The following is a 19,514-nucleotide window of genomic DNA, read 5'->3' on the forward strand; positions in this document are numbered from 1 at the left end:
CATCAGTACAGAGGATTCCTATGAAAAATAGCCAGGTCAAGCGCGCGCTCCGACTCGGAGCCGTCATGTCGGCCGTGTTGCTTGCGTCGCACGCGCATGCGGACGGTTTCGACGCCGCCGATGCCGCCCGCGTGCCGAGCGGTCAGTTCGTCACGCCGCTCGCCGTGCGCGGCGCAGTCCAGCAATTCCTGAATCCCGGACTGCCGGCCTATCCGCATTTCGTCGCGGGAGAAGCCGTGCGCTCGCAACTGAGCCCGGACGGCAAGACGCTGGCGATCATCACCGCCGGCCAGAACTCGCTGTACAAGCCGGACGGTTCGGTCGACACCGCGGCCTCGACGCAATTCATCTTCCTGTACGACGTCGCGGGCGCGAACAAGACGCGCCCGGTGCTCAGGCAGGTGCTTCAGCAGACCAACGCGTTCGTCGGCCTGGCGTTTTCGCATGACGGGAGCACGCTCTATGCGACCGGCGGCAGCGACGATGCGGTCTACGTCTACGCGCAGCATGGCGGCGCGTGGGCGCTGTCGACGACGATCGCGCTCGGCCACGCCGGCAAGGGCGTCGGCATTCGCGTGCAGCCGAACGCGGCCGGGCTCGCGCTGTCGGCCGACGGCAGGACGCTCGTCGTCGCGAACAACTACAACGACTCGATCAGCGTGATCGATACCGCGACCCGCATCGTGCGCTACGAGCACGACCTGCGGCCGTTCTTCTCCGGCAACGAAGGCCGCAGCGGCGACGCCGGCGGCACGTTCCCGTTCGCGGTCGCGATGAAGGGCAACGGTATCGCGTACGTGTCGTCGGATCGCGATCGCGAGATCGTCGCGATCGACGTGTCGTCGCCGTCCCGCGGCCGCCTGCTCAAGCGCATCAAGCTGGACGGCAATGCGCTCGGCATGACGCTCGACGCGTCGCAATCGAGGCTGTTCGTCGCGCAGGACAACGCCGACCAGGTCGCGGTGATCGACACGAACACCAACGCGGTCGTGACGCGGATCGACGCGCGCGCGCCGGCCGGCGTGCTGGCGCACGGCCAGGCGCACACGGGCGCGGCGACGTACGCGGTCACGCTGTCGCGCGATGGCCGCACGCTGTATGCGACCAATGCCGGCGCGAACGAAATCGCCGTGATCCCGCTCGTCGGGGAGCGCGCGTATCGCGTCACCGGCCTGATTCCGACCGCGTTCGAGCCGCACGACGTGACGTTCAGCGCCGACGGCACGTGGATGTACGTGGTGAACGGCAAGAGCACCACCGGCCCGAACCCGGACCACCTGTTCGGCGCGACGCCGGCGCAGGCCGCCGCGTCGCGCGCGTCGAACGAATACCAGTTCCAGCTCGAGCGCGCGTCGCTCGTGAGCGCGCCGGTACCGGCGGCCCACGAGCTGCCGACGCTGACGCAGCAGGCCGCGCGCAACAACTTCTATCGCCCGGAAGACAACGACAGGGACAACGAAGTGATGGGCTTCCTGCGCCGTCACATCAAGCACGTGATCTACGTCGTGAAGGAGAACCGCACGTTCGACCAGGTGCTCGGCGACATCGGCAACGGCGCCAACGGCGATCCGAAGCTCGCCCAGTTCGGCCGGAACATCACGCCGAACTTCCATCGCCTGGCGAGCCAGTTCGTGACGCTCGACAACTTCATGAACCCGGGCGACGGCAGCATGGACGGCTGGTCGTGGGCGCTGCAGGGGCGCGTCACCAACACCGAGACGATCACCCAGCAGATCAACTACGCGGCGGTCAATCGCGGCCTGTCGTACGAGAGCGAAGGCACGAACCGCAACGTGCCGGTGAACTGGGAGACGGTGCAGCAGCGCGATGCGGCGGCCGGCCCGGCCGGCACCACGAACTACAGCAACGCGGCCGCCGCCCTGCCGGGCGGCGCGGCGAACCTGCTGCCCGGCACCGGCAACCATGCGTCGTCCGACGCGCCGTTCGGCCGCCAGCGCGGCTACATCTTCGACGCGGTGCTGTCCGGCGGCGGCACGGTCCGTAACTACGGTTTCCTCGTGAACAACGTCGGCAGCATCGGCACGGCCGCGAACCCGATCGTCGATCCGCACGCGGCCGGCGTCGTCCAGGCCGCGGCGCTCGACCCGCGGCTCGCGTCGATGACGGACGTGTATTTCCGCGGTTTCGACCAGAATTATCCGGACCAGTGGCGCCTCGACGAGTGGAAACGCGAGTTCGACCAGTACGTCGCGGGCGGCAACCTGCCGACGCTGTCGCTGGTGCGCCTGTCGCACGATCACATGGGGGCGTTCGGCACGGCGCTCGCCGGCGTGAACACGCCGGAGACGCAGCAGGCGGACAACGACCTGGCGGTCGGCCGGCTGGTCGAAGCCGTCGCGAAGAGCCCGTATGCGAACGACACGCTGATCGTCGTGACCGAGGACGACGTGCAGGACGGCCCCGACCACGTGGATTCGCATCGCGGGCCCGCGTACATCGTCGGGCCGTACGTGAAGCAGGGCGCGGTGATCCGGACGCGCTACAGCCAGGTCAATGCGCTGCGCACCATCGAGGACGTGCTCGGCACGCAGCACATGAACCTGAATACCGCGTACCAGCGGCCGATGACCGACGTGTTCGACGTGCACGGCCCGGCGTCGTGGACCTACACGGCCGTCGCGTCGACGGCGCTGAAGGGCACCGGGCTGCGCCTGGCCGAAGGGGCGGGCGAGAACCTGCTGCACTACGCGGCCGGGCCGGACGTCACGCCGAAGCATGACGCGGCGTACTGGGCGAAGGTGACGGCGAAGTTCGATTTCGACGATGCCGACGAGGTGCCGGCGGATCAGTTCAACCGCGTGTTGTGGAAGGGCATGATGGGATCGCAGCCGTATCCGAAGCTCAGGGGCGTGACGCAGAAGGTCGCGAGCCGCGACGACGACTGATCGTCCGGCTGGACGGTCTGCAAGCGGGCCTCCCGGCGGGAGGGCCCGTGTTTTTTTGCGAGGTGTGCGGCGGGGGGCTGCGTCGGCGGCATTCGGTGCGCCACGTGTGCGGCCGGCCGGGCCGCACGGCGTCATGCGTGCCATATCAGGTTCGCGCTGCTGTCCGTTTCGGAAAGGAGCCGGAACCCGAGCCGTTCGTAGAGGCGCCGCGCCGGGTTGCCGTGCAGCACGCTGAGCGATACGGGCACGGGCTCGAGCGCGGCTTCGCTCAGCAGTTCGCGCAGCGCGGCTTCGCCGATGCCTCGGCCTTGTCGCGACGGGAGGATCTGGATCTGGTGGACGTGCCATTCGCCGGCGGCGCGCGTCACCTTCAGCAAGCCGATCGAGTCGGCATCGGCATCCGAGCCTTCGCAGACGATCATCGCATCGTCGAAATTCGCCACGATGCGCTGGTGGTGCGCTGCGTCGTCGGTGGGTGCGCCGACGCGTTGCAGATGCTCGGTCATCGTGAGCCGGCGCAGCCTCAGCAGGAACGGCAGGTCGGCGGCAGACGCCGGGCGCAGGCGGATCGCAGGGGGCATGGTCGGAGCGCGTTCGAGAGCGGGTTCGATGGCATGCAGCGCATGATTCACGAGCGCGGCATGCCGGTCAAAGGCCGGGCAACTGGATTTGCCGCACGGCCGGACGATGCTCGAGGACGTTCGTGACCTCGTATTCGGTCTTGGCTCCGTCGGCGGTCTGCCACTGCTGTACGCGCACGCTGCAGACGAGTACGTCGCCCTTGCTGAAGCTGATCCGGTTGTTGTCCACGCGCTTCAGGAAATTCGCATCGGTGATCGCGGCGTGGATCGTGGCGGCACCGTCGTAGAGACGCCATTTGTTGTCGTCCTTGAACGCGAGCGACACGATCGAAAACGCCATCTTGCGATGCTCGTCGAGGATCGGTACGTTGGCTTGCTCGGGTACGCGGAACCAGTCGACCTCGTCCCGGGTGACTGTCTCGAACACGTCCGTGTCGGTGCCGGCCGAGAAAATCGTCACGCCGTCGCGCGAAAGCGGCATGAGCGCACGGGTGGTCGCCTCCCGGACACTCACGTCCCGCAGCAGGGTGAGGACGGACAGTTCGATCTCGAGCGTTTCGCCATCGACGTGCAGCACGGCGGTGCGTTCGTTCATCCGAACGCGCTGGATCGGGCGGCCGCGTAACCACTTGAGTACCGCGAACAGGCCCTTTCCGACTTTCGGGCCGGCAATGCCGAGCGCGGTCAGAATCGTGACGGCATTGGCGAGTGCCGCGCCTTCGCTACCGCTCAGCATGTCGCGCATTCTGCCGAGGAGCGAGGTCGCGAGCGTGAAGTCGATGCCGAAGCTGCCGGTCTTGAAGCTGCCCCGGACGTTCACCTGTGGCCGAACCTGGTCTCCGCAGAGCGCCTTGGCCGAGGCCTCGAGCAAGTCGCCGACGGCGAGAAGGGCGGGGGCGAGTTCCCGCACGTCCATTTCGGACGATTCGAGTGCCGGCCCGTCATAGGTAATGCGAAAGTGGCTCATGTCGCCAAGTGTACCGGCCGCGGCGAAGCCGGCCGTGTTTCCGTTGCGGTTGATCATGCCGGATGGGTTGACTCGAAAGGCCATCGACGCGCGAAGCGCAATGCTTTCGTATACCTTTCGAATCATCCTGCGGTCAACCGGATACGTACGATTCCGGCCGTCCGGCCGATGCGTCAAGCCCGCTCACGCGATCCGGTACACACGCATCGCGTTGTCATGCCAGATCGCGCGGCGCGCCGCATCGTCGAGGTCCGCCATCGCGCGGGCGAACGTGCGCAGCAGCGCCGGATACGACACCCGCAACCCCGCCACCGGAAAATTGCTCGCGAACAGGCAGCGCTGCCACCCGAATATCGCGATCGTGTCGCGGATGATCCGCGCGTTGTCCGCGTCGTTCCACACCGCATCGCGCAAGCCGAGTTCGGAGATCTTGACGGTCACGCGCGGCGAGGCGGCGAGCGCTTCCATGCCGCTGCGCCAGCGCGCGAGCCCCGCGTCCGAACGGTCCCACGGCAGCCCGGCATGTTCGAGCACGACGTCGACGCCGGGCGCATCGGCCAGCAGCGCGACCGCGTCGCCGAGATGCCAGAACGGCACGCGCAGGTCCCAGCTCAGGCCATGCGCAGCCAGGCGTTCCAGCGCGGCCGGCCAGCGCGGGTCGCGCAGCGTGCCGGGCCCGTCGACGGCCGCGTCCGGCGACGCAGCGGTGCGCGGCTTGAACCGCACGCCGCGCACGCGTGGCCATACGGCCTGTTCGGCGAGCCGCTCGTGCGCGTCGTCGGCCAGCAGGTCGACCCACGCGACGACGGCCGACGGCAGCCCGTGCGCGGCCGCGACCTCGTGCAGCCAGCGTGTCTCCGCGAGCGCCTCGTCGCGCGCCCGTTCGGCCTCGACGTGCACGCTCGCGACGAGCGGCGCGCGTTGCGCGGCGTGCCGGTAGTCGTCCACGCCGAAATCGCGGCACAGCGCCGCGTAGTCGCCGAACATGAAGTGCGCCGGATCGTACCGGTCCTGCAGCCACGGGTAGTGCGCGCCCGCGCCGAGCTGCCAAAGGTGGTGATGCGCGTCGACGAGCGCCGCCGGCATCGCGTCGGGCGGCGGTGCGTCGTCGCGCCGCTCAGCGCGTGCCGGCGAGCACATACGACGCATCCGGTTCGCGCAGCGTCGGCAATGCACCGACGAACCGCCACGCATCGAGATCGAGCTCGCGTACGTAGTCGTCCTGGAACGACACGTACGCGACGCGCCGCGACGGATGGAACGACAGCGCGGTCGGGTTCGCGGGCAGCGCGACGCGTTCGATTTCCTCCAGCTGCCGCGCATCGAACACCGAGATCGACCGCTCGCCGGAATTGGTCAGCAGCAGCAGGTCGCGGCCGTCCGGCGCGGTGGTGCGGTAGATGCGGTTGGGATCGCTGCGGGTCTTCACGCGGCGGCCGCAGGTCATCGTGTCGGTGTCGATCTCGACGAGCGTGTCGTCGCCGCGATTCGCGACGAACAGCGTGCGCTCGTCGCTCGACAGCGCATTGCCTTCGGGACGCGGGCCGGGCATCACCGCACGCGGCGCGACGGTCGCGTCGCGCGGATGGAATTGCGTGACCGTGTTCGACAGCAGGTGCACGCCGTAGGCGCGGCTCGCATCGCGCGTGAGCGTCACGAGGTGCGTCTTCACGCCGCCGGACGGCACGGCCATGTTCGGCACGGCCTGCCGGGTCGGCGCGTCGAACACGAGCAGCATGTCGTGCGCCTCGCTCATCGCGTACAGCCGGCCGTCGCGATCGGCCGCCATCCCGTGCGGCCGGTAGTACGGCCACAGGTCGAGCATGCGCGTGTGCGTGCGCTCGACGAGGTCGATCTCGGCGATCCGGTGATCGCCTTCATGGCCGCGCGACCACGCGGTCTCGATCCCGAAGATGCCGACGTACGCGAAGCGGTCGTTCACGTCGACGGTGAACTCGTGCGGGAAGTTCGGCAGCACGATGTGCTTGAGCGCGGCTTTCGTTTCGAGGTCGTAGAAGCTGAAGGTGTGGGCGCATTTCTGCACCAGCAACAGGATGTCGTTCATGGTGTGTCTCCGTTGATTCGTTCGCGCGTGCGCGCGTCGGTGTCGGTGCGTGTCCGGTCAGTCTTCGCAGCGCCTGGGCAGCGTCAGCGCGAGCAGGCCGGCCACCGCGAGCGTGACGGCGAGGCTGTACACGCCGGCAGCCGCGCTCACGTGCTGGGTCAGCACGCCGACCGCATACGGTCCGCAGAAGCCGCCGAGGTTGCCGAGCGCGTTGATCAGGCCGCGCGCGCTGCCGGCCGTCTCGACGCTGCACAGCTTCGGCGGAATCGCCCAGAACACGCCGGCCGCCGCCTGCAGGAAGAAGCCGCAGCCGATCAGGAACGCGAACGACACGATCATCGACGCATGCGTGAGCACCGACAGCGCGAGGCACGCGGCAAAGCCGACGAGCGGCAGCAGCACGAACAGGCGGCGCTTGCCGGTCCGGTCCGACAAATACGACGTGGCGAACATCCCGATCACCATCGCGACATACGGCAGCATCGCGAGCAGGCCGACCTTGCCCATCCCGCCGTGCGTGAGGTTTTTCAGCAGCGTCGGCAACCACATCGTATAGCCGTAGATGCCGACCTGATAGCAGAAGTTGATCGCGATCAGCAGCCAGATCGTCGGGTTGCGCAGTATCGCGCCGAACGACGCGGCGGCCGGCGTGCCGGCGGCCTGCTTGCGCGCCTGTTCGTCGCGCAGCGCGTCGAGGATGTACGCCTTCTCGCGCGGCGACACCCAGCGCGCGGTTTCCGGGCTGTCGTCGGCGAACATCAGCCACGCGAACAGGCACAGCAGCGACAGCGCGCCGGCGCTGTAGAACAGGTGACGCCAGTCGTAAGCAGCGAGGATGAAGCCGGACAGCGGCGCGGTGATCATGCCGGCGAGCGGCACGAACATGATGACCATCGCGTTCGCGCGGCCGCGTTCGCGGTCGGGAAACCAGTGGCTGACCATCGTCAGCACGACCGGCAGCATCCCGCCTTCCGCCACGCCGAGCAGGAAGCGCAGCGCCAAAAGTTGCCACGTATGGGTGACGAGCCCGGTCAGCACCGACAGCACGGCCCAGCTCACGAGCGACCACGCGATGAACTTCTTGCCGCTGCCGAGCGCCGCGCGCCGGCCGCCCGGAATCTGCAGGAACAGGTAGCCGAAGAAGAAGATGCCGCCGGCGAGGCCGGCCATCGTCGCGTTCATGCCGAGTTCGGCGTTCATCCCGCCCGGCATCGCGAACGCGATGTTCACGCGGTCCATGTACGAAACGATGCAGGCGAGCAGCAGCGGCGGAATCACGCGCAGCCAGCGGCGGCGCGGAATGGCATCGCCGGCTTCATAGGCCGGGGTGGCGGGGTTCAGCAGAGTCATGGTGTCTCCGATCCATGTGATGAGCGGCGGCGGCCTTCTGTCGGGCCGCCGTCACGCCGATGCGCAACGCAACGCGCGTTGCGGGTACGAAACGATGGCTAGCGCCCCCAGCGCAGCACGAGCGGATCGAGCCGCCGTGCCGCGTCGAGCAGGCCAGCACGCACCTGCGGATGCAGTTCGGGCCAGGGCGCGCGCGGCCGGTCGCACGCGATCACGCCGCCTTCCTTCAGCAGCGCCTTCGCGGTCAGGAAGCCCGACTGGCGGTTCTCGTAGTTGATCAGCGGCAGCCAGCGCGCGTATTGCTCGCACGCTTCGTCGCGGTGTCCGGCGAAATACGCGTCGGTGATGCGGCGGATGCCGTCCGGATAACCGCCGCCCGTCATCGCGCCGGTCGCACCGGCATCGAGGTCGGCGAGCAGCGTGATGCCTTCCTCGCCGTCCCACGGCCCTTCGATCGCGTCGCCGCCGAGCGCGATCAGCTCGCGCAGCTTCGACGCGGCGCCGGGCGTCTCGATCTTGAAGTACGACACGGCGTCGATCTCGCGCGCGAGCGTCGCGAGCAGCGACGCCGGCAGCGCGACGCCGCTCGCGGGCGCGTCCTGGATCATCAGCGGAATGTCGAGGCCGTCGGCGACTTCGCGGAAGAACGCGCGGATCGAGGCGTCGGGCACGCGGAACGTCGCGCCGTGGTACGGCGGCATCACCATCACCATCGCGGCACCGAGTGCCTGTGCGCGGCGGTTGCGTTCCGCGCAGATCCGCGCGCTGAAGTGCGACGTCGTGACGATCACCGGCACGCGGCCGGCGACGTGCTCGAGCGTCGTGCGCGTGATGAGGTCGCGTTCGTCGTCGCCGAGCGCGAACTGCTCCGAGTAGTTCGCGTGAATGCAGATGCCTTGCGAGCCGGCATCGATCATGAAGTCGAGGCAGCGGCGCTGGCCGTCGAGGTCGAGCGCGCCGTGCGCGTCGAAGATCGTCGGCGCAACCGGAAAGACGCCCTGGTAGCGTGCGTTCATGGGCGCCCTCACTCGACGATGTCGAACTGGTCGAGGAACTCGGTCTTCAGCGTGAGACCGAGGCCCGGGACGTCGTCGCGCAGCTGCAGGAAGCCGTTCTCGGCCACCGGCTCGCCGTCGAAGATGTAATAGAACAGCTCGTTGCCGACTTCCACGTCGAACATCGGGAAGTACTCGCTCATCGGCGATGCGAGCGTGCTCATCGTCAGGTGATAGTTGTGCATCTGGCCCGCATGCGGAATCACCGGCACGCTGTACGCCTCGCACAGCGCGTTGATCTTGTGCGCCATCGTGATCCCGCCGACGCGGTTCGTGTCGTACTGCACGACCGACACGGCCTTGCGGTCGAGCAGCTGCTTGAAGCCGTACAGCGAGAACTCGTGCTCGCCGCCCGAGATCGGAATGCTCGTCAGCCGGTTCAGCTCCGCGTAGCCGTCGATGTCATCGGCGATCACCGGTTCCTCGAGCCAGCGCGGCTGGTACTTCTCGAGCTTCGGCAGGATGCGCTTCGCATACTCGAGGTTCCAGCCCATGTAGCACTCGAGCATCAGGTCGTTGTCGTAGCCGATCACCTCGCGGATCGCCGCTACCGACTTCAGGTTCTCCACCACGCCCTGCTGGCCGTGCGCGGGCCCGTAGCCGAAGCGCATCTTGAACGCGCGGAAGCCTTCCTTCAGGTATTGCTGCGCTTCCTCCTGCATCGCCTTCAGGTCGGTGCGGTAGAGCTTCGAGTAGTAGCAGGGGATCTTCTCCTTGGTGCGGCCGCCGAGCAGCTTGAACACCGGCTTGCCGACGCTCTTGCCGAGGATGTCCCAGATCGCGATGTCGACCGCCGAGATCGCCGCCATGCCGATGCCCTTGCGGCCCCATGCGTGGGTCGCGCGGTACATCCGCTGGTTCAGGTACTCGTAGTCCCACGGGTCCTGGCCGATCACGAGCGGCGCGAGGTACTGGTCGATGATCGCCTTCGCGACGTGCGGCGCGAGCGCGACGTTGCCGAGGCCGACGATGCCGTCGTCGGTCTCGACTTCGACGACCGTCCACGCATGGAAGCGGAACGTGCTCATGGTTTCCTGCGGCGCGTACAGCAGGTCCATCGCGTTCGAGCAGAAGTTGCCCTGCGGCGGGACGGTCTTGCCTTTCCACTGGAATACGCGGGCGCGCACGGAGCGGATCTTCATGTTGGTGTCTCCTGGAATCGATGTTGTCGTGTGTGTGTCGTGTGTGCCGGGCGCGCGAGCGTCACGCCGAAACGGTGGGGGTGCGGCGCGCGGCGCCCATGCGGCAGGCGATCTGCAGCGCCTGCCAGGTCGCGCCGACGTCGGCCGTGCCGCGGCCCGCGATGTCGTACGCGGTGCCGTGCGCGGGCGTCGTGATCGGCACGGGCAGCCCGCCCTGCACGGTCACGCCGCGCGAGAAGCCGAGCAGCTTGATCGCGATCTGCCCCTGGTCGTGGTACATCGTGACGATCGCCTGGTAGTCGCCGGCCTGCGCCTTCAGGAAGATCGTGTCGGCAGGGAACGGGCCGTGGAACGGCGCGTCGGTCGGCCAGTCGCGCGACTGCAGCTTGCGCACGGCCGGCTCGATGATGTCGACTTCCTCGCGGCCGCAGCTGCCGCCGTCGCCGCCGTGCGGGTTGAACGCGGCGATCGCGACCTTCGGCGCCGCGACGCCGTTCGCGAGCAGCGACCGGTAGATCAGTTCGGATGCCTGTTCGATTCGCGCGACGCTCAGCTGGGCCGCCGCATCCTTCAGCGGAATATGCGACGAGATGCGCGCGGTCCACAGCTCGCCGAGCGTGTTGAATTCGCAGAAGTAGCCGGTCACGCCGAGCGCGGCGGCGAAGTGGTGCAGTTCGTCGTCGTGCCGGAGCCCGCCGAGCTTCATCGCGTACTTGTTCAGCGGCGCGAAGCAGATCGCGTCGATGTCGCCGGCGAGCGCGGCGTCGAGGCACCGGTCGAGCACGGTCAGCGTCGAGCGGCCGCCGGCCGCGCCGGGCTGGCCGACGGTGACCTGCGCGCGATCGATCGTGTCGAGCGCGACGAACGCGGCGCGCGCGGTGGACGGCCGGCCGCGCACGGCGGCGAGCGACGCGACGGGTTCGACGTCGACCGTCACGCCGGCGACGCGCTGGCCGGCTTCCCACAGCCAGCGGTCGCCGATCAGCACGAGGTTCGCGCGGGACGTCGCGTCGGGCCGCGCGAGCAGTTTCGCGATCAGTTCGGCGCCGATGCCGGCGGGGTCGCCGAGGGTCAGCGCGACGACGGGCAGTGAAGCGGCGGGCAATGCAGCGGCGGGCACGGCGGCGGCGGTCGTCATGCGGCGTCTCCGTGGCGGGCGGCGGGCGGTTGCATGTTCATGCGGTGTCTCCGGTGGCGGCGTGTGGCCGTTGGTGTATGGGGTTCATGCTAGGTAGACGGAATGAGTCGGTAAATTGAAAACTCTTGATGAATCGATAACCTGGAGTAATCGAAATGGGCTCGATCGATCGACGAGACTCGACTCCCCAATTACTGAACCGGCTGCGGATGCGGCAGATCGCGCTGCTGCTCGCGGTGGATGAATGCTCGACGCTGCGCGCGGCCGCCGGGCAGCTCGGCCTCACGCAGCCGGCCGCGACGAAGATGCTGGCCGAACTGGAAAGCGCGCTCGGCCAGCGCCTCTTCGATCGTGTCGGGCGCGGGCTCGTGCTGAACCCGGCCGGCGAGCGCGTGCTCGGCTATTTCCGCGGGATTCGCGGCAGCATGGAGGCGCTCAATCGCGAGCTCGGCGAGCTGCAGCTCGGCAGCGCGGGGCGGCTCGCGATCGGCAGCATCATGGCGGCGTCGCCGGGGCGGCTCACCGAGGCGCTGGTGCAGCTGAAGGCGCGCTATCCGCTGCTGGCGATCGACATCGCGGTCGATACCAGCGACCGGCTGATGCCGCAGTTGCGCGAAGGCGTGCTCGAGGTGGTGATCGGCCGCAACGTCGGCACCGATTGCGACTTCCGCGTGGTGGACGACGAGGCGCTCGCGATCATCGCGGGCCGCGACCATCCGCTCGCGGGCGCGGGGCCGGTCGAATTCGACGCGCTGCTCGACTACACGTGGATCCTGCAGCCGGCCGGCAGCCCGGCGCGCGAGGTGGTCGAACGCGAGTTCCGCGCGCGTCACCAGCCGATGCCGCGCGGGCTCGTCGAAACGGGGTCGATCCTGACGACGATGAACCTCGTCGACCGTTCGCGGATGCTCGGCGTGATTCCGTTGACCGTCGCGCAGCGCAACGCGGAGCACGGGCTGGTTGCGATCCTCGATTACGAACTCGACCAGAAGCTGCCGTCGTATGGCAGCCTCGTGCGGCGTGATCGGCCGCTGAGCATTCCGGCGCAGCAGTTTCTGGCGCTGTTCCATCGGGAAGGCGGCCAGGGCGCGGGCGATTGATGGAAGGCGGGGCGGCTACGTTGCGGCGTCACGCACCGGCGAGCTTCGCTCGCGGTGCGTGATGACGGCGATCAGGGCAGGTCGGGACAATCCACGCCGAGCCGGACCAAGCCAGATACCGCGCGGCGAACCGCCGCCACCCCGCTTCAGCGTGCCGACGGCGCGGCCGGCGCTTCGGCGAGCGACGGCGTCGATGCCGACAACGCGCGATCCGGCCGGATCCGCAGCGCGGCGACGATGCCGATCAGCAACATCGCGACCGACCCGACGAACGGCACCGTCCAGCTTCCGGTGTGGTCGACGAGATAGCCGAACAGGATCGGCGACAGGATCCCCGCGATCGCGGAACCCGCATTCATCATCCCGCTCGCGATGCCCGCGTGCGTCGGCGCGATGTCGCTCGGCACGGCCCAGATCGGCCCGATCGTCAGTTCGAGGCACAGGAACGACCCGGACAGGCATAGCGCGATGCCGGCCGTCGAATGCACGAACGCGAGCGGCAGCATGCAGGCGAGCGCGCCGGTGAAGCTCGCGACGATCACGCTCTGGCGCGACAGCGCGAGGTTGCCGGTCTTGCGGTAGATGCGGTCGCACAGCCAGCCGCCGAGCGTGTCGCCGACGACGCCCGCGAAGAACACGCCGGACGCGAACAGCGCGGTGGACTTCAGGTCGAGGCCCTTGCCGTTCAGGAAGAACGTCGGCAGCCACGTGAAGAACAGCCAGGCGGTCCAGCCGTAGCAGAAGTACACGAAGATCGTCGGCGCCATCCGGCGGAACAGCGGGCCCCACGGCGTCGGACCCGGCGCCGGTGCCGGCCGGGCGGCGATGGTGGCGGCGGCGGTGGCGCGTGCGCGGTGCGCGTCGTGGTCGCCGCCGTCGCCGACCGGATACTCGCGAAAGCCGACGATCCACCACACGAGCCACACCAGCGTCACCGCGCCGATCACGAAGAACGCCGCGCGCCACGACAGCCACGTCATCAGCGCGGCGACGATCGGCGGCGTGACCGCGTTGCCGAGCCGCGAGAACGAATGCGTGAAGCCCTGCACGACGCCGCGCCGTTCGCGCGTGAACCAGTGCGTGATCGCGCGGGCCTGCGCGGGCAGCGTCGCGCCTTCGCCGATCCCGAGCAGCAGGCGCGCGGCGAACAGCAGCGCGAGGCTGTGCACGAGCCCGGTCATGAAGGTCGACGCGACCCAGATCAGCCCGCAGCCGATCAGCGTGATGCGGGCGCCGAAGCGGTCGGCGATCCAGCCGCCGAAGATCTGGCAGATCGCGTACGAATACGCGAACGCGGAGAACGCGATGCCGAGTTCGGTGTTCGACAGCCCGAGTTCGGCCTTGATCGCGCCGGCCGCGGTCGCGAGGTTCACGCGGTCGACGTAGAGGATGAACGAAAGCGCGCACAGCAGCCACAGCGTATGGCGTCGTTGACGGTGATCGGTCGGCATGTGTCTCACTCCATTCTCGTGCGCGTCGTTGCAATGACGCCGCGTTCACTGGCCGGGCCAGCATCGCGCGCCGGAGGAGGCATCGTCTACTGAATCTTTTCGATCAATTGATAACCTGCGGTGTTCGGTTTCGCCGCGTGCGGGTGCCGGCTCGGGCGCCGTGCGGGTTTTCCACGAACGGTTGCGGCACGATGCGCGATGGCCGCGCACGGACACGACGCACGGCATGGGTCGAACGTGTTTCGACGCCGGTGCCGTCATGATGCAGTGACGCCGCGCAATCGCACAGTCGGGAATGGACGGACATGGAACAACGACTTTCACGCCACCGGGACAACCGCTTCTGGCAACTCCAGCCGGTGAAATGGTGGATCCAGGGGCACGGCCGCGACGGCTATTCGTTCCGGCTGCTGCTGATGCCGCTGCTTGCCGCGTTCGTGCTCGAGTTCGTGTGCGTGATGCTCGACGCGCCGTTCAGCGCGCTCATCGTGATTGGTGTGATGACGCTGTTCCTCGGAATCGCCGGGTATTACGGCGCGAAGCGCGAATGGCTGGTTCCGTCCGCGCCGGCGCGCGCGCTCGTGAAGGCGCGTACCAAGCAGGCGGCCCAGCGATCTATCGGCTCGCCATTGCCGGCTTGGCGTTCATCGCGGGTGTTTGTAAAGAAGCCACGGCGCGCGGACCGAACGACGCGTGCCTGTTGAACCGGCACGCGTCGTCACACTCAGATGTGGCCCAGCAGCACGAGTATCACGACGACGACGACGATCAGCCCGAGAGAGCCCGATGGCCAGTAGCCCCAGCTTCGGCTGTGCGGCCACGCTGGAAATGCCCCGATCAGCAGCAGAATCAGAACGATGATAAGGATTGTACCGAGCATCGCACCCCTCCTGAATTTGTTCGACATGACGGTGCCTGCTTGCGCAATTCCCGTGCCGCGGTCAGGGCCATCGGCGCAAGCCGGCGAAAGCGCACTGTTTGGATACCGGGAATTCATGGGGTGAATAGCGTCCGATTCAGAAAATAAATTTCAAAAATGCGGACCCGGTCGCTATGCTGATCCTTCGGTTTCATTCAGGCGGAACAGGCAATGGCTGAACTCTTTCTGGTACGGCACGGGCAGGCGTCGTTCGGCACGGACGACTACGACCGGCTGTCCGCCGCGGGCGAGCAGCAGGGCGTCTGGCTCGGCGAATACTTCGCGCGGCAGGGCCTGACGTTCGATCGCGTGATCTGCGGCACGATGAACCGGCATGCGCAGACGGTCGCCGCGATCCTGCGCGGAATGGGCCGCGACGGCGTGGCGGTCGACCGCCATCCCGGCCTGAACGAATACGACTTCCACGGGCTGTTCGCGGCGGCGGCGAACGACTATCCGGAGATCGCGCGGCTCGCAGCCGGCTCGATGAAGGAGCACTTTCGCGCGCTGCGGCAGGTGCTGCACCTGTGGGCCGACGACAGGCTCGGCGACACCGCCCCCGAAACCTGGGCGCAGTTCCAGCAGCGCGTCGCCGACGCGCGCGCTGCGATCCGCGGCGGCGGCAGCCAGCGCGTGCTCGCGGTGAGCTCCGGCGGCCCGATCGCGGTGACCGTGCAGCAGGTGCTCGCCGCACCGCCGTCGAGCGCGATCGCGCTGAACCTGCAGATCCGCAACAGCAGTCTTTCGCAGTTTTTCTTCAACGCCGAAGCGTTCCACCTTGCGTCGTTCAACGGCATCCCGCATCTCGAGGATCCCGAACGGCACACGTGGCGCACCTACGGCTGACCCCACGAACGATCGCGACGATGACGAATCCTTCCCAGCCCCTCGACGTAGCCCGCCTCACGCGCTATCTGGAAGCGCACGTGCCGGGTTTCGAAGGCCCGCTCGACATGGAGAAGTTTGCCGGCGGCCAGTCGAACCCGACCTTCCTGCTGCACGCGAAGAGCGGCCGCTACGTGCTGCGCCGCCAGCCGCCCGGCGAGCTGCTGAAATCCGCGCATGCGGTCGACCGCGAATTCCGCGTGCTGAGTGCGCTGTCGGGCACCGCGGTGCCGGTCGCGCATCCGTATCACCTCTGCGAAGACCGCGACGTGATCGGCAGCCTGTTCTACGTGATGAGCTTCGAGGACGGCCGGATCTTCTGGGATCCGGCGCTGCCGGAGCTGCCGAAGGCCGAGCGCGCGACCTGCTACGACGCGCTGCTGCGCACGATGGCCGCGCTGCACGACGTGGACGTCGACGCGGTGGGCCTTGCCGACTACGGCCGCCCCGGCAACTACTTCGAGCGCCAGATCGGCGTCTGGACGAAGCAGTATCGCGCGGCGGAAACCGAGCGCCTCGACGCGATGGAGACGCTGATCGACTGGCTGCCGAAGGCGTGCCCGGCGGACACCGGCCGGCCCGCGCTGGTGCACGGCGATTTCCGGATCGACAACCTGATGTTCGCGCGCGACGGCTATCGCGTGCAGGCCGTGCTCGACTGGGAACTGTCGACGCTCGGCAACCCGCTCGCCGATCTCGCGTATTTCTGCATGTGCCTGCGGCTGCCGTCGGGCGGCCAGGTGCGCGGGCTCGCGGGCCAGGATCGTGCGGAACTCGGCATTCCTGACGAAGCGGCGATCGTCGCGCGCTATTGCGAGCTGCGCGGCATCGAGCCGATCCGCGACTGGCATTTCTATCTCGCGTTCAGTTTCTTCCGGCTCGCGGCGATCGCGCAGGGCGTGAAGGCGCGCGCGCTGCAGGGCAACGCGTCGAGCGAGCAGGCGCTGCGCGTCGGCGCGATGGCCGGCCGGCTGGCCGAGATGGCCGTCGACGTGATCGGCGCGCCGCGCTGACCGCGACGGAAGCGCCGCGCGGCGGCACGACAACACATCAATGGAGGAGCACAGCAACATGGCAACGAATCTGTTCGACCTGACGGGCAAGATCGCGCTGGTGACGGGCGCGAGCCGCGGCATCGGCGAGGAAATCGCGAAGCTGCTCGCGCAGCAGGGCGCGCACGTGATCGTGTCGAGCCGCAAGCTCGACGACTGCCAGGCGGTGGCGGACGAAATCGTCGCGGCGGGCGGCCGCGCCGAAGCGCTGGCGTGCCACGTCGGGCGGCTGGAGGACATCGCCGCGACGTTCGAGACGATCCGCGGCAAGCATGGTCGGCTCGACATCCTCGTGAACAACGCGGCTGCGAATCCGTATTTCGGGCACATCCTCGACACCGATCTCGCCGCGTACGAAAAGACCGTCGACGTGAACATCCGCGGCTACTTCTTCATGTCGGTCGAGGCCGGCAAGCTGATGAAGGCGCAGGGCGGCGGCGCGATCGTCAACACCGCGTCGGTGAATGCGCTGCAGCCGGGCGACCGGCAAGGCATCTACTCGATCACGAAGGCTGCGGTCGTCAACATGACGAAGGCATTCGCGAAGGAGTGCGGGCCGTTCGGCATCCGCGTGAACGCGCTGCTGCCGGGCCTCACCAAGACGAAGTTCGCGGGCGCGCTGTTCGCCGACAAGGACATCTACGAAACCTGGATGACGAAGATCCCGCTGCGCCGCCACGCGGAGCCGCGCGAGATGGCCGGCACCGTGCTGTATCTCGTGTCGGATGCGGCGAGCTACACGAACGGCGAATGCATCGTCGTCGACGGCGGCCTGACGATCTGAGCGCGCGATGAAAATCGACAGCTATGCCGGGCAGGCCGTGATGATCACCGGCGCCGCGAGCGGCTTCGGTGCGCTGCTCGCGAGCGAGCTGGCCGCGATGGGCGCGCGGCTCGCGCTCGGCGACCTGAACGAAGCGGCGCTCGAACGCGTGGCCGCGGGGCTGCGCGCAGCCGGCGCCGACGTGATCGCGCAGCGCTGCGACGTGCGCGTCGAAGCCGACGTCGCGTTGCTGGTCCAGGCGGCGGTCGCGGGCTTCGAACGGCTCGACGTCGGCATCAACAATGCCGGCATCGCCCCGCCGATGAAGGCGCTGATCGATACCGACGAAGCCGATCTCGACCTGAGCTTCGCGGTGAACGCGAAGGGCGTGTTCTTCGCGATGAAGCACCAGATTCGCCAGATGCTCGCGCAACGCGAAGGCGTGATCCTGAACGTCGCGTCGATGGCGGGGCTCGGCGGCGCGCCGAAGCTGGCCGCCTATGCGGCGTCGAAACACGCGGTGGTCGGGCTCACCAAGACGGCCGCGCTTGAATACGCGCGCCACGGCATTCGCGTGAACGCGGTGTGCCCGTTCTACAGCGCGACGCCGATGGTCACCGACAGCGACCTCGGCGCGCGCCAGGACTTTCTCGCGCAGGGCTCGCCGATGAAGCGGCTCGGCCGCCCCGAGGAAATCGTCGCGACGATGCTCACGCTGTGCGCGAAGGAAAACACCTATCTGACCGGGCAGGCCGTCGCCGTCGACGGCGGTGTCTCGGCCTTCTGAACCGAACGAACGGAAACCGGAATCTCGAGGAGTCGATCATGGACTTTGGCTACACCCCGAAAGTGGAAGAATTGCGCGAACGCGTGCGCGCGTTCATGGACGCGCACATCGTGCCGCGCATTCGTCAGTGGAACGAAGAAGTGCATGCGGGGCAGTATCCCGTGTCGTTCATGGAGGCGCTGAAGGAGCGCGCGAAGGCCGAAGGCCTGTGGAACCTGTTCCTGCCGCACCTGAAGGCCGACGAGCCGGGCACGGCCCTGACGAACCTCGAATACGCGCCGCTCGCCGAGATCATGGGGCGCGTGAGCTGGGCGTCGGAGGTGTTCAACTGCAACGCGCCGGACACCGGCAACATGGAATTGCTGCACATGTTCGCGTCGCCCGAGCAGCGCGAACAGTGGCTGCTGCCGCTCTTGCGCGGCGAGATCCGTTCGGCGTTCGCGATGACGGAGCCCGACGTCGCATCGTCGGACGCGACCAACATCACGACACGCATCGAGCGCGTGGGCGACGAGTACGTGATCAACGGCCGCAAGTGGTTCATCACGAACGCCGCGCACCCGAACTGCAAGATCTTCATCGTGATGGGCAAGACCGATCCCGAAGCGGAGTCGCACCAGCAGCAGAGCATGATCCTCGTGCCGCGCGACACGCCGGGCGTGACGATCGTGCGCAACATCACGGTGGTCAATCACTACGCGCCCGAAGGGCACTGCGAGATCACGTTCGACGACGTGCGCGTGCCGGCGCGCAACCTGCTCGGCGAGGAAGGCAGCGGCTTTGCGCTCGCGCAGGCGCGCCTCGGGCCGGGCCGCATCCACCACTGCATGCGTTCGATCGGCGCGGCCGAGCTCGCGCTGGAACTGATGATCGACCGCGCGCAGTCGCGCGAGGCGTTCGGCAAGCCGCTGAACCGGCACGGCACGATCGGCGAATGGATCGCGCGTTCGCGCATCGAGATCGACCAGGCGCGCCTCCTGGTGCTGAAGGCCGCGTGGATGATCGACAAGGTCGGCGCGAAGGCGGCGCGCAAGGAAATCTCGATGATCAAGGCGCTCGTGCCGACCGTGTACACGAACGTGTGCGACCGCGCGATGCAGGTGTTCGGCGCGGCGGGCCTGAGCCCCGACACGCCGCTCGCCGACCTGTGGACCTGGGGCCGCGCGCTGCGCTTCGCCGACGGTCCGGACGAGGTGCACCTGCAGGCGATCGCGCGCATGGAGATCAAGGACGCCGTGCGCGGCTCGACCGAACCGTACCTGACGCGGCCGCCGCGCGGCTGAGCGGCGCACCGCGCGAGCCAGCGACGTGGGCGAACGGGAGACGCACGCCGTATTAAGATGCCGGCAAGGA

Annotated in this window: 17 protein-coding genes and 1 pseudogene; 8 read left to right on the forward strand and 10 right to left on the reverse strand. The window is 68.1% G+C overall.

Annotation, left to right across the window (positions count from 1 at the left end):
- Window positions 1-20: 20 nt before the first annotated feature.
- Entirely contained in the window at window positions 21-2,906 is a 2,886-nt protein-coding gene (locus U4012_RS02910) for a beta-propeller fold lactonase family protein (RefSeq protein ID WP_415750352.1), read from the forward strand.
- A gap of 131 nt (window positions 2,907-3,037) precedes the next feature.
- Here the strand turns inward: U4012_RS02910 and U4012_RS02915 are convergent, their stop codons facing one another.
- The 8 genes from U4012_RS02915 to U4012_RS02950 form a co-directional block, all read right to left on the reverse strand.
- On the reverse strand, window positions 3,038-3,487 hold the full coding sequence (locus tag U4012_RS02915) for a GNAT family N-acetyltransferase (RefSeq protein ID WP_321796060.1): 450 nt from the start codon (window positions 3,485-3,487) through the stop codon (window positions 3,038-3,040).
- A gap of 67 nt (window positions 3,488-3,554) precedes the next feature.
- On the reverse strand, window positions 3,555-4,511 hold the full coding sequence (locus tag U4012_RS02920; RefSeq protein ID WP_321796062.1) for a hypothetical protein: 957 nt from the start codon (window positions 4,509-4,511) through the stop codon (window positions 3,555-3,557).
- Window positions 4,512-4,637: 126 nt separating this feature from the next.
- Window positions 4,638-5,594 (reverse strand): amidohydrolase family protein, encoded by a 957-nt coding sequence (locus U4012_RS02925; RefSeq protein ID WP_321796064.1) that lies wholly within the window; start codon window positions 5,592-5,594, stop codon window positions 4,638-4,640.
- Window positions 5,572-6,519 carry a YncE family protein gene (locus tag U4012_RS02930; protein WP_044847506.1) on the reverse strand — a complete coding sequence of 316 codons (948 nt, stop codon included), beginning with the start codon at window positions 6,517-6,519 and terminating at the stop codon, window positions 5,572-5,574. The genes U4012_RS02925 and U4012_RS02930 overlap by 23 nt, the downstream gene beginning before the upstream one ends.
- A 57-nt stretch (window positions 6,520-6,576) precedes the next feature.
- Complete coding sequence (locus U4012_RS02935) at window positions 6,577-7,869, reverse strand: MFS transporter (RefSeq protein ID WP_044847505.1); 1,293 nt, start codon at window positions 7,867-7,869, stop codon at window positions 6,577-6,579.
- 98 nt (window positions 7,870-7,967) lie between these two features.
- Window positions 7,968-8,885 (reverse strand): dihydrodipicolinate synthase family protein, encoded by a 918-nt coding sequence (locus U4012_RS02940; protein WP_321796068.1) that lies wholly within the window; start codon window positions 8,883-8,885, stop codon window positions 7,968-7,970.
- An 8-nt stretch (window positions 8,886-8,893) separates the two neighbouring features.
- Entirely contained in the window at window positions 8,894-10,066 is a 1,173-nt protein-coding gene (locus U4012_RS02945; protein ID WP_124487123.1) for an L-rhamnonate dehydratase, read from the reverse strand.
- A gap of 61 nt (window positions 10,067-10,127) precedes the next feature.
- Window positions 10,128-11,204, reverse strand: coding sequence for a 4-hydroxythreonine-4-phosphate dehydrogenase PdxA (locus tag U4012_RS02950; RefSeq protein WP_321796071.1), 1,077 nt, complete (start codon window positions 11,202-11,204; stop codon window positions 10,128-10,130).
- 155 nt (window positions 11,205-11,359) lie between these two features.
- Here U4012_RS02950 and U4012_RS02955 point away from each other — a divergent pair, with 155 nt between their 5' ends.
- The gene (locus U4012_RS02955) at window positions 11,360-12,304 is read left to right on the forward strand and encodes a LysR family transcriptional regulator (protein WP_321796073.1); all 945 of its coding nucleotides are present in this window, start codon (window positions 11,360-11,362) and stop codon (window positions 12,302-12,304) included.
- Between the two features lie 146 nt (window positions 12,305-12,450).
- On the opposite strand, the gene U4012_RS02960 is transcribed toward U4012_RS02955, so the two are convergent.
- Window positions 12,451-13,755, reverse strand: a complete 1,305-nt coding sequence (locus U4012_RS02960) for an MFS transporter (RefSeq protein WP_321796075.1) — start codon at window positions 13,753-13,755, stop codon at window positions 12,451-12,453.
- Window positions 13,756-14,060: 305 nt separating this feature from the next.
- On the opposite strand from U4012_RS02960, the pseudogene U4012_RS02965 reads away from it, so the two are divergent.
- Window positions 14,061-14,369, forward strand: a pseudogene (locus U4012_RS02965) (hypothetical protein); the annotation flags it as partial.
- Between the two features lie 110 nt (window positions 14,370-14,479).
- Here the strand turns inward: U4012_RS02965 and U4012_RS02970 are convergent.
- Complete coding sequence (locus U4012_RS02970) at window positions 14,480-14,635, reverse strand: DUF3309 family protein (RefSeq protein WP_124520972.1); 156 nt, start codon at window positions 14,633-14,635, stop codon at window positions 14,480-14,482.
- Window positions 14,636-14,845: 210 nt separating this feature from the next.
- Here U4012_RS02970 and U4012_RS02975 point away from each other — a divergent pair, with 210 nt between their 5' ends.
- The 5 genes from U4012_RS02975 to U4012_RS02995 are packed head-to-tail and all read left to right on the forward strand — an operon-like array spanning window position 14,846 to window position 19,444.
- A complete protein-coding gene (locus U4012_RS02975) occupies window positions 14,846-15,520 on the forward strand; it encodes a histidine phosphatase family protein (RefSeq protein ID WP_321796077.1) in 675 nt (224 codons plus the stop codon).
- 20 nt (window positions 15,521-15,540) lie between these two features.
- Entirely contained in the window at window positions 15,541-16,572 is a 1,032-nt protein-coding gene (locus U4012_RS02980) for a phosphotransferase (RefSeq protein ID WP_321796079.1), read from the forward strand.
- A 58-nt stretch (window positions 16,573-16,630) separates the two neighbouring features.
- Complete coding sequence (locus U4012_RS02985; protein WP_044848813.1) at window positions 16,631-17,395, forward strand: SDR family oxidoreductase; 765 nt, start codon at window positions 16,631-16,633, stop codon at window positions 17,393-17,395.
- A gap of 7 nt (window positions 17,396-17,402) precedes the next feature.
- Complete coding sequence (locus U4012_RS02990; protein ID WP_044848814.1) at window positions 17,403-18,161, forward strand: SDR family NAD(P)-dependent oxidoreductase; 759 nt, start codon at window positions 17,403-17,405, stop codon at window positions 18,159-18,161.
- Between the two features lie 38 nt (window positions 18,162-18,199).
- The gene (locus U4012_RS02995) at window positions 18,200-19,444 is read left to right on the forward strand and encodes an acyl-CoA dehydrogenase family protein (protein ID WP_321796084.1); all 1,245 of its coding nucleotides are present in this window, start codon (window positions 18,200-18,202) and stop codon (window positions 19,442-19,444) included.
- Window positions 19,445-19,514 lie beyond the last annotated feature (70 nt).

The sequence above is a fragment of the Burkholderia sp. BCC1988 genome (assembly GCF_905339895.1).
Lineage (GTDB): Bacteria > Pseudomonadota > Gammaproteobacteria > Burkholderiales > Burkholderiaceae > Burkholderia.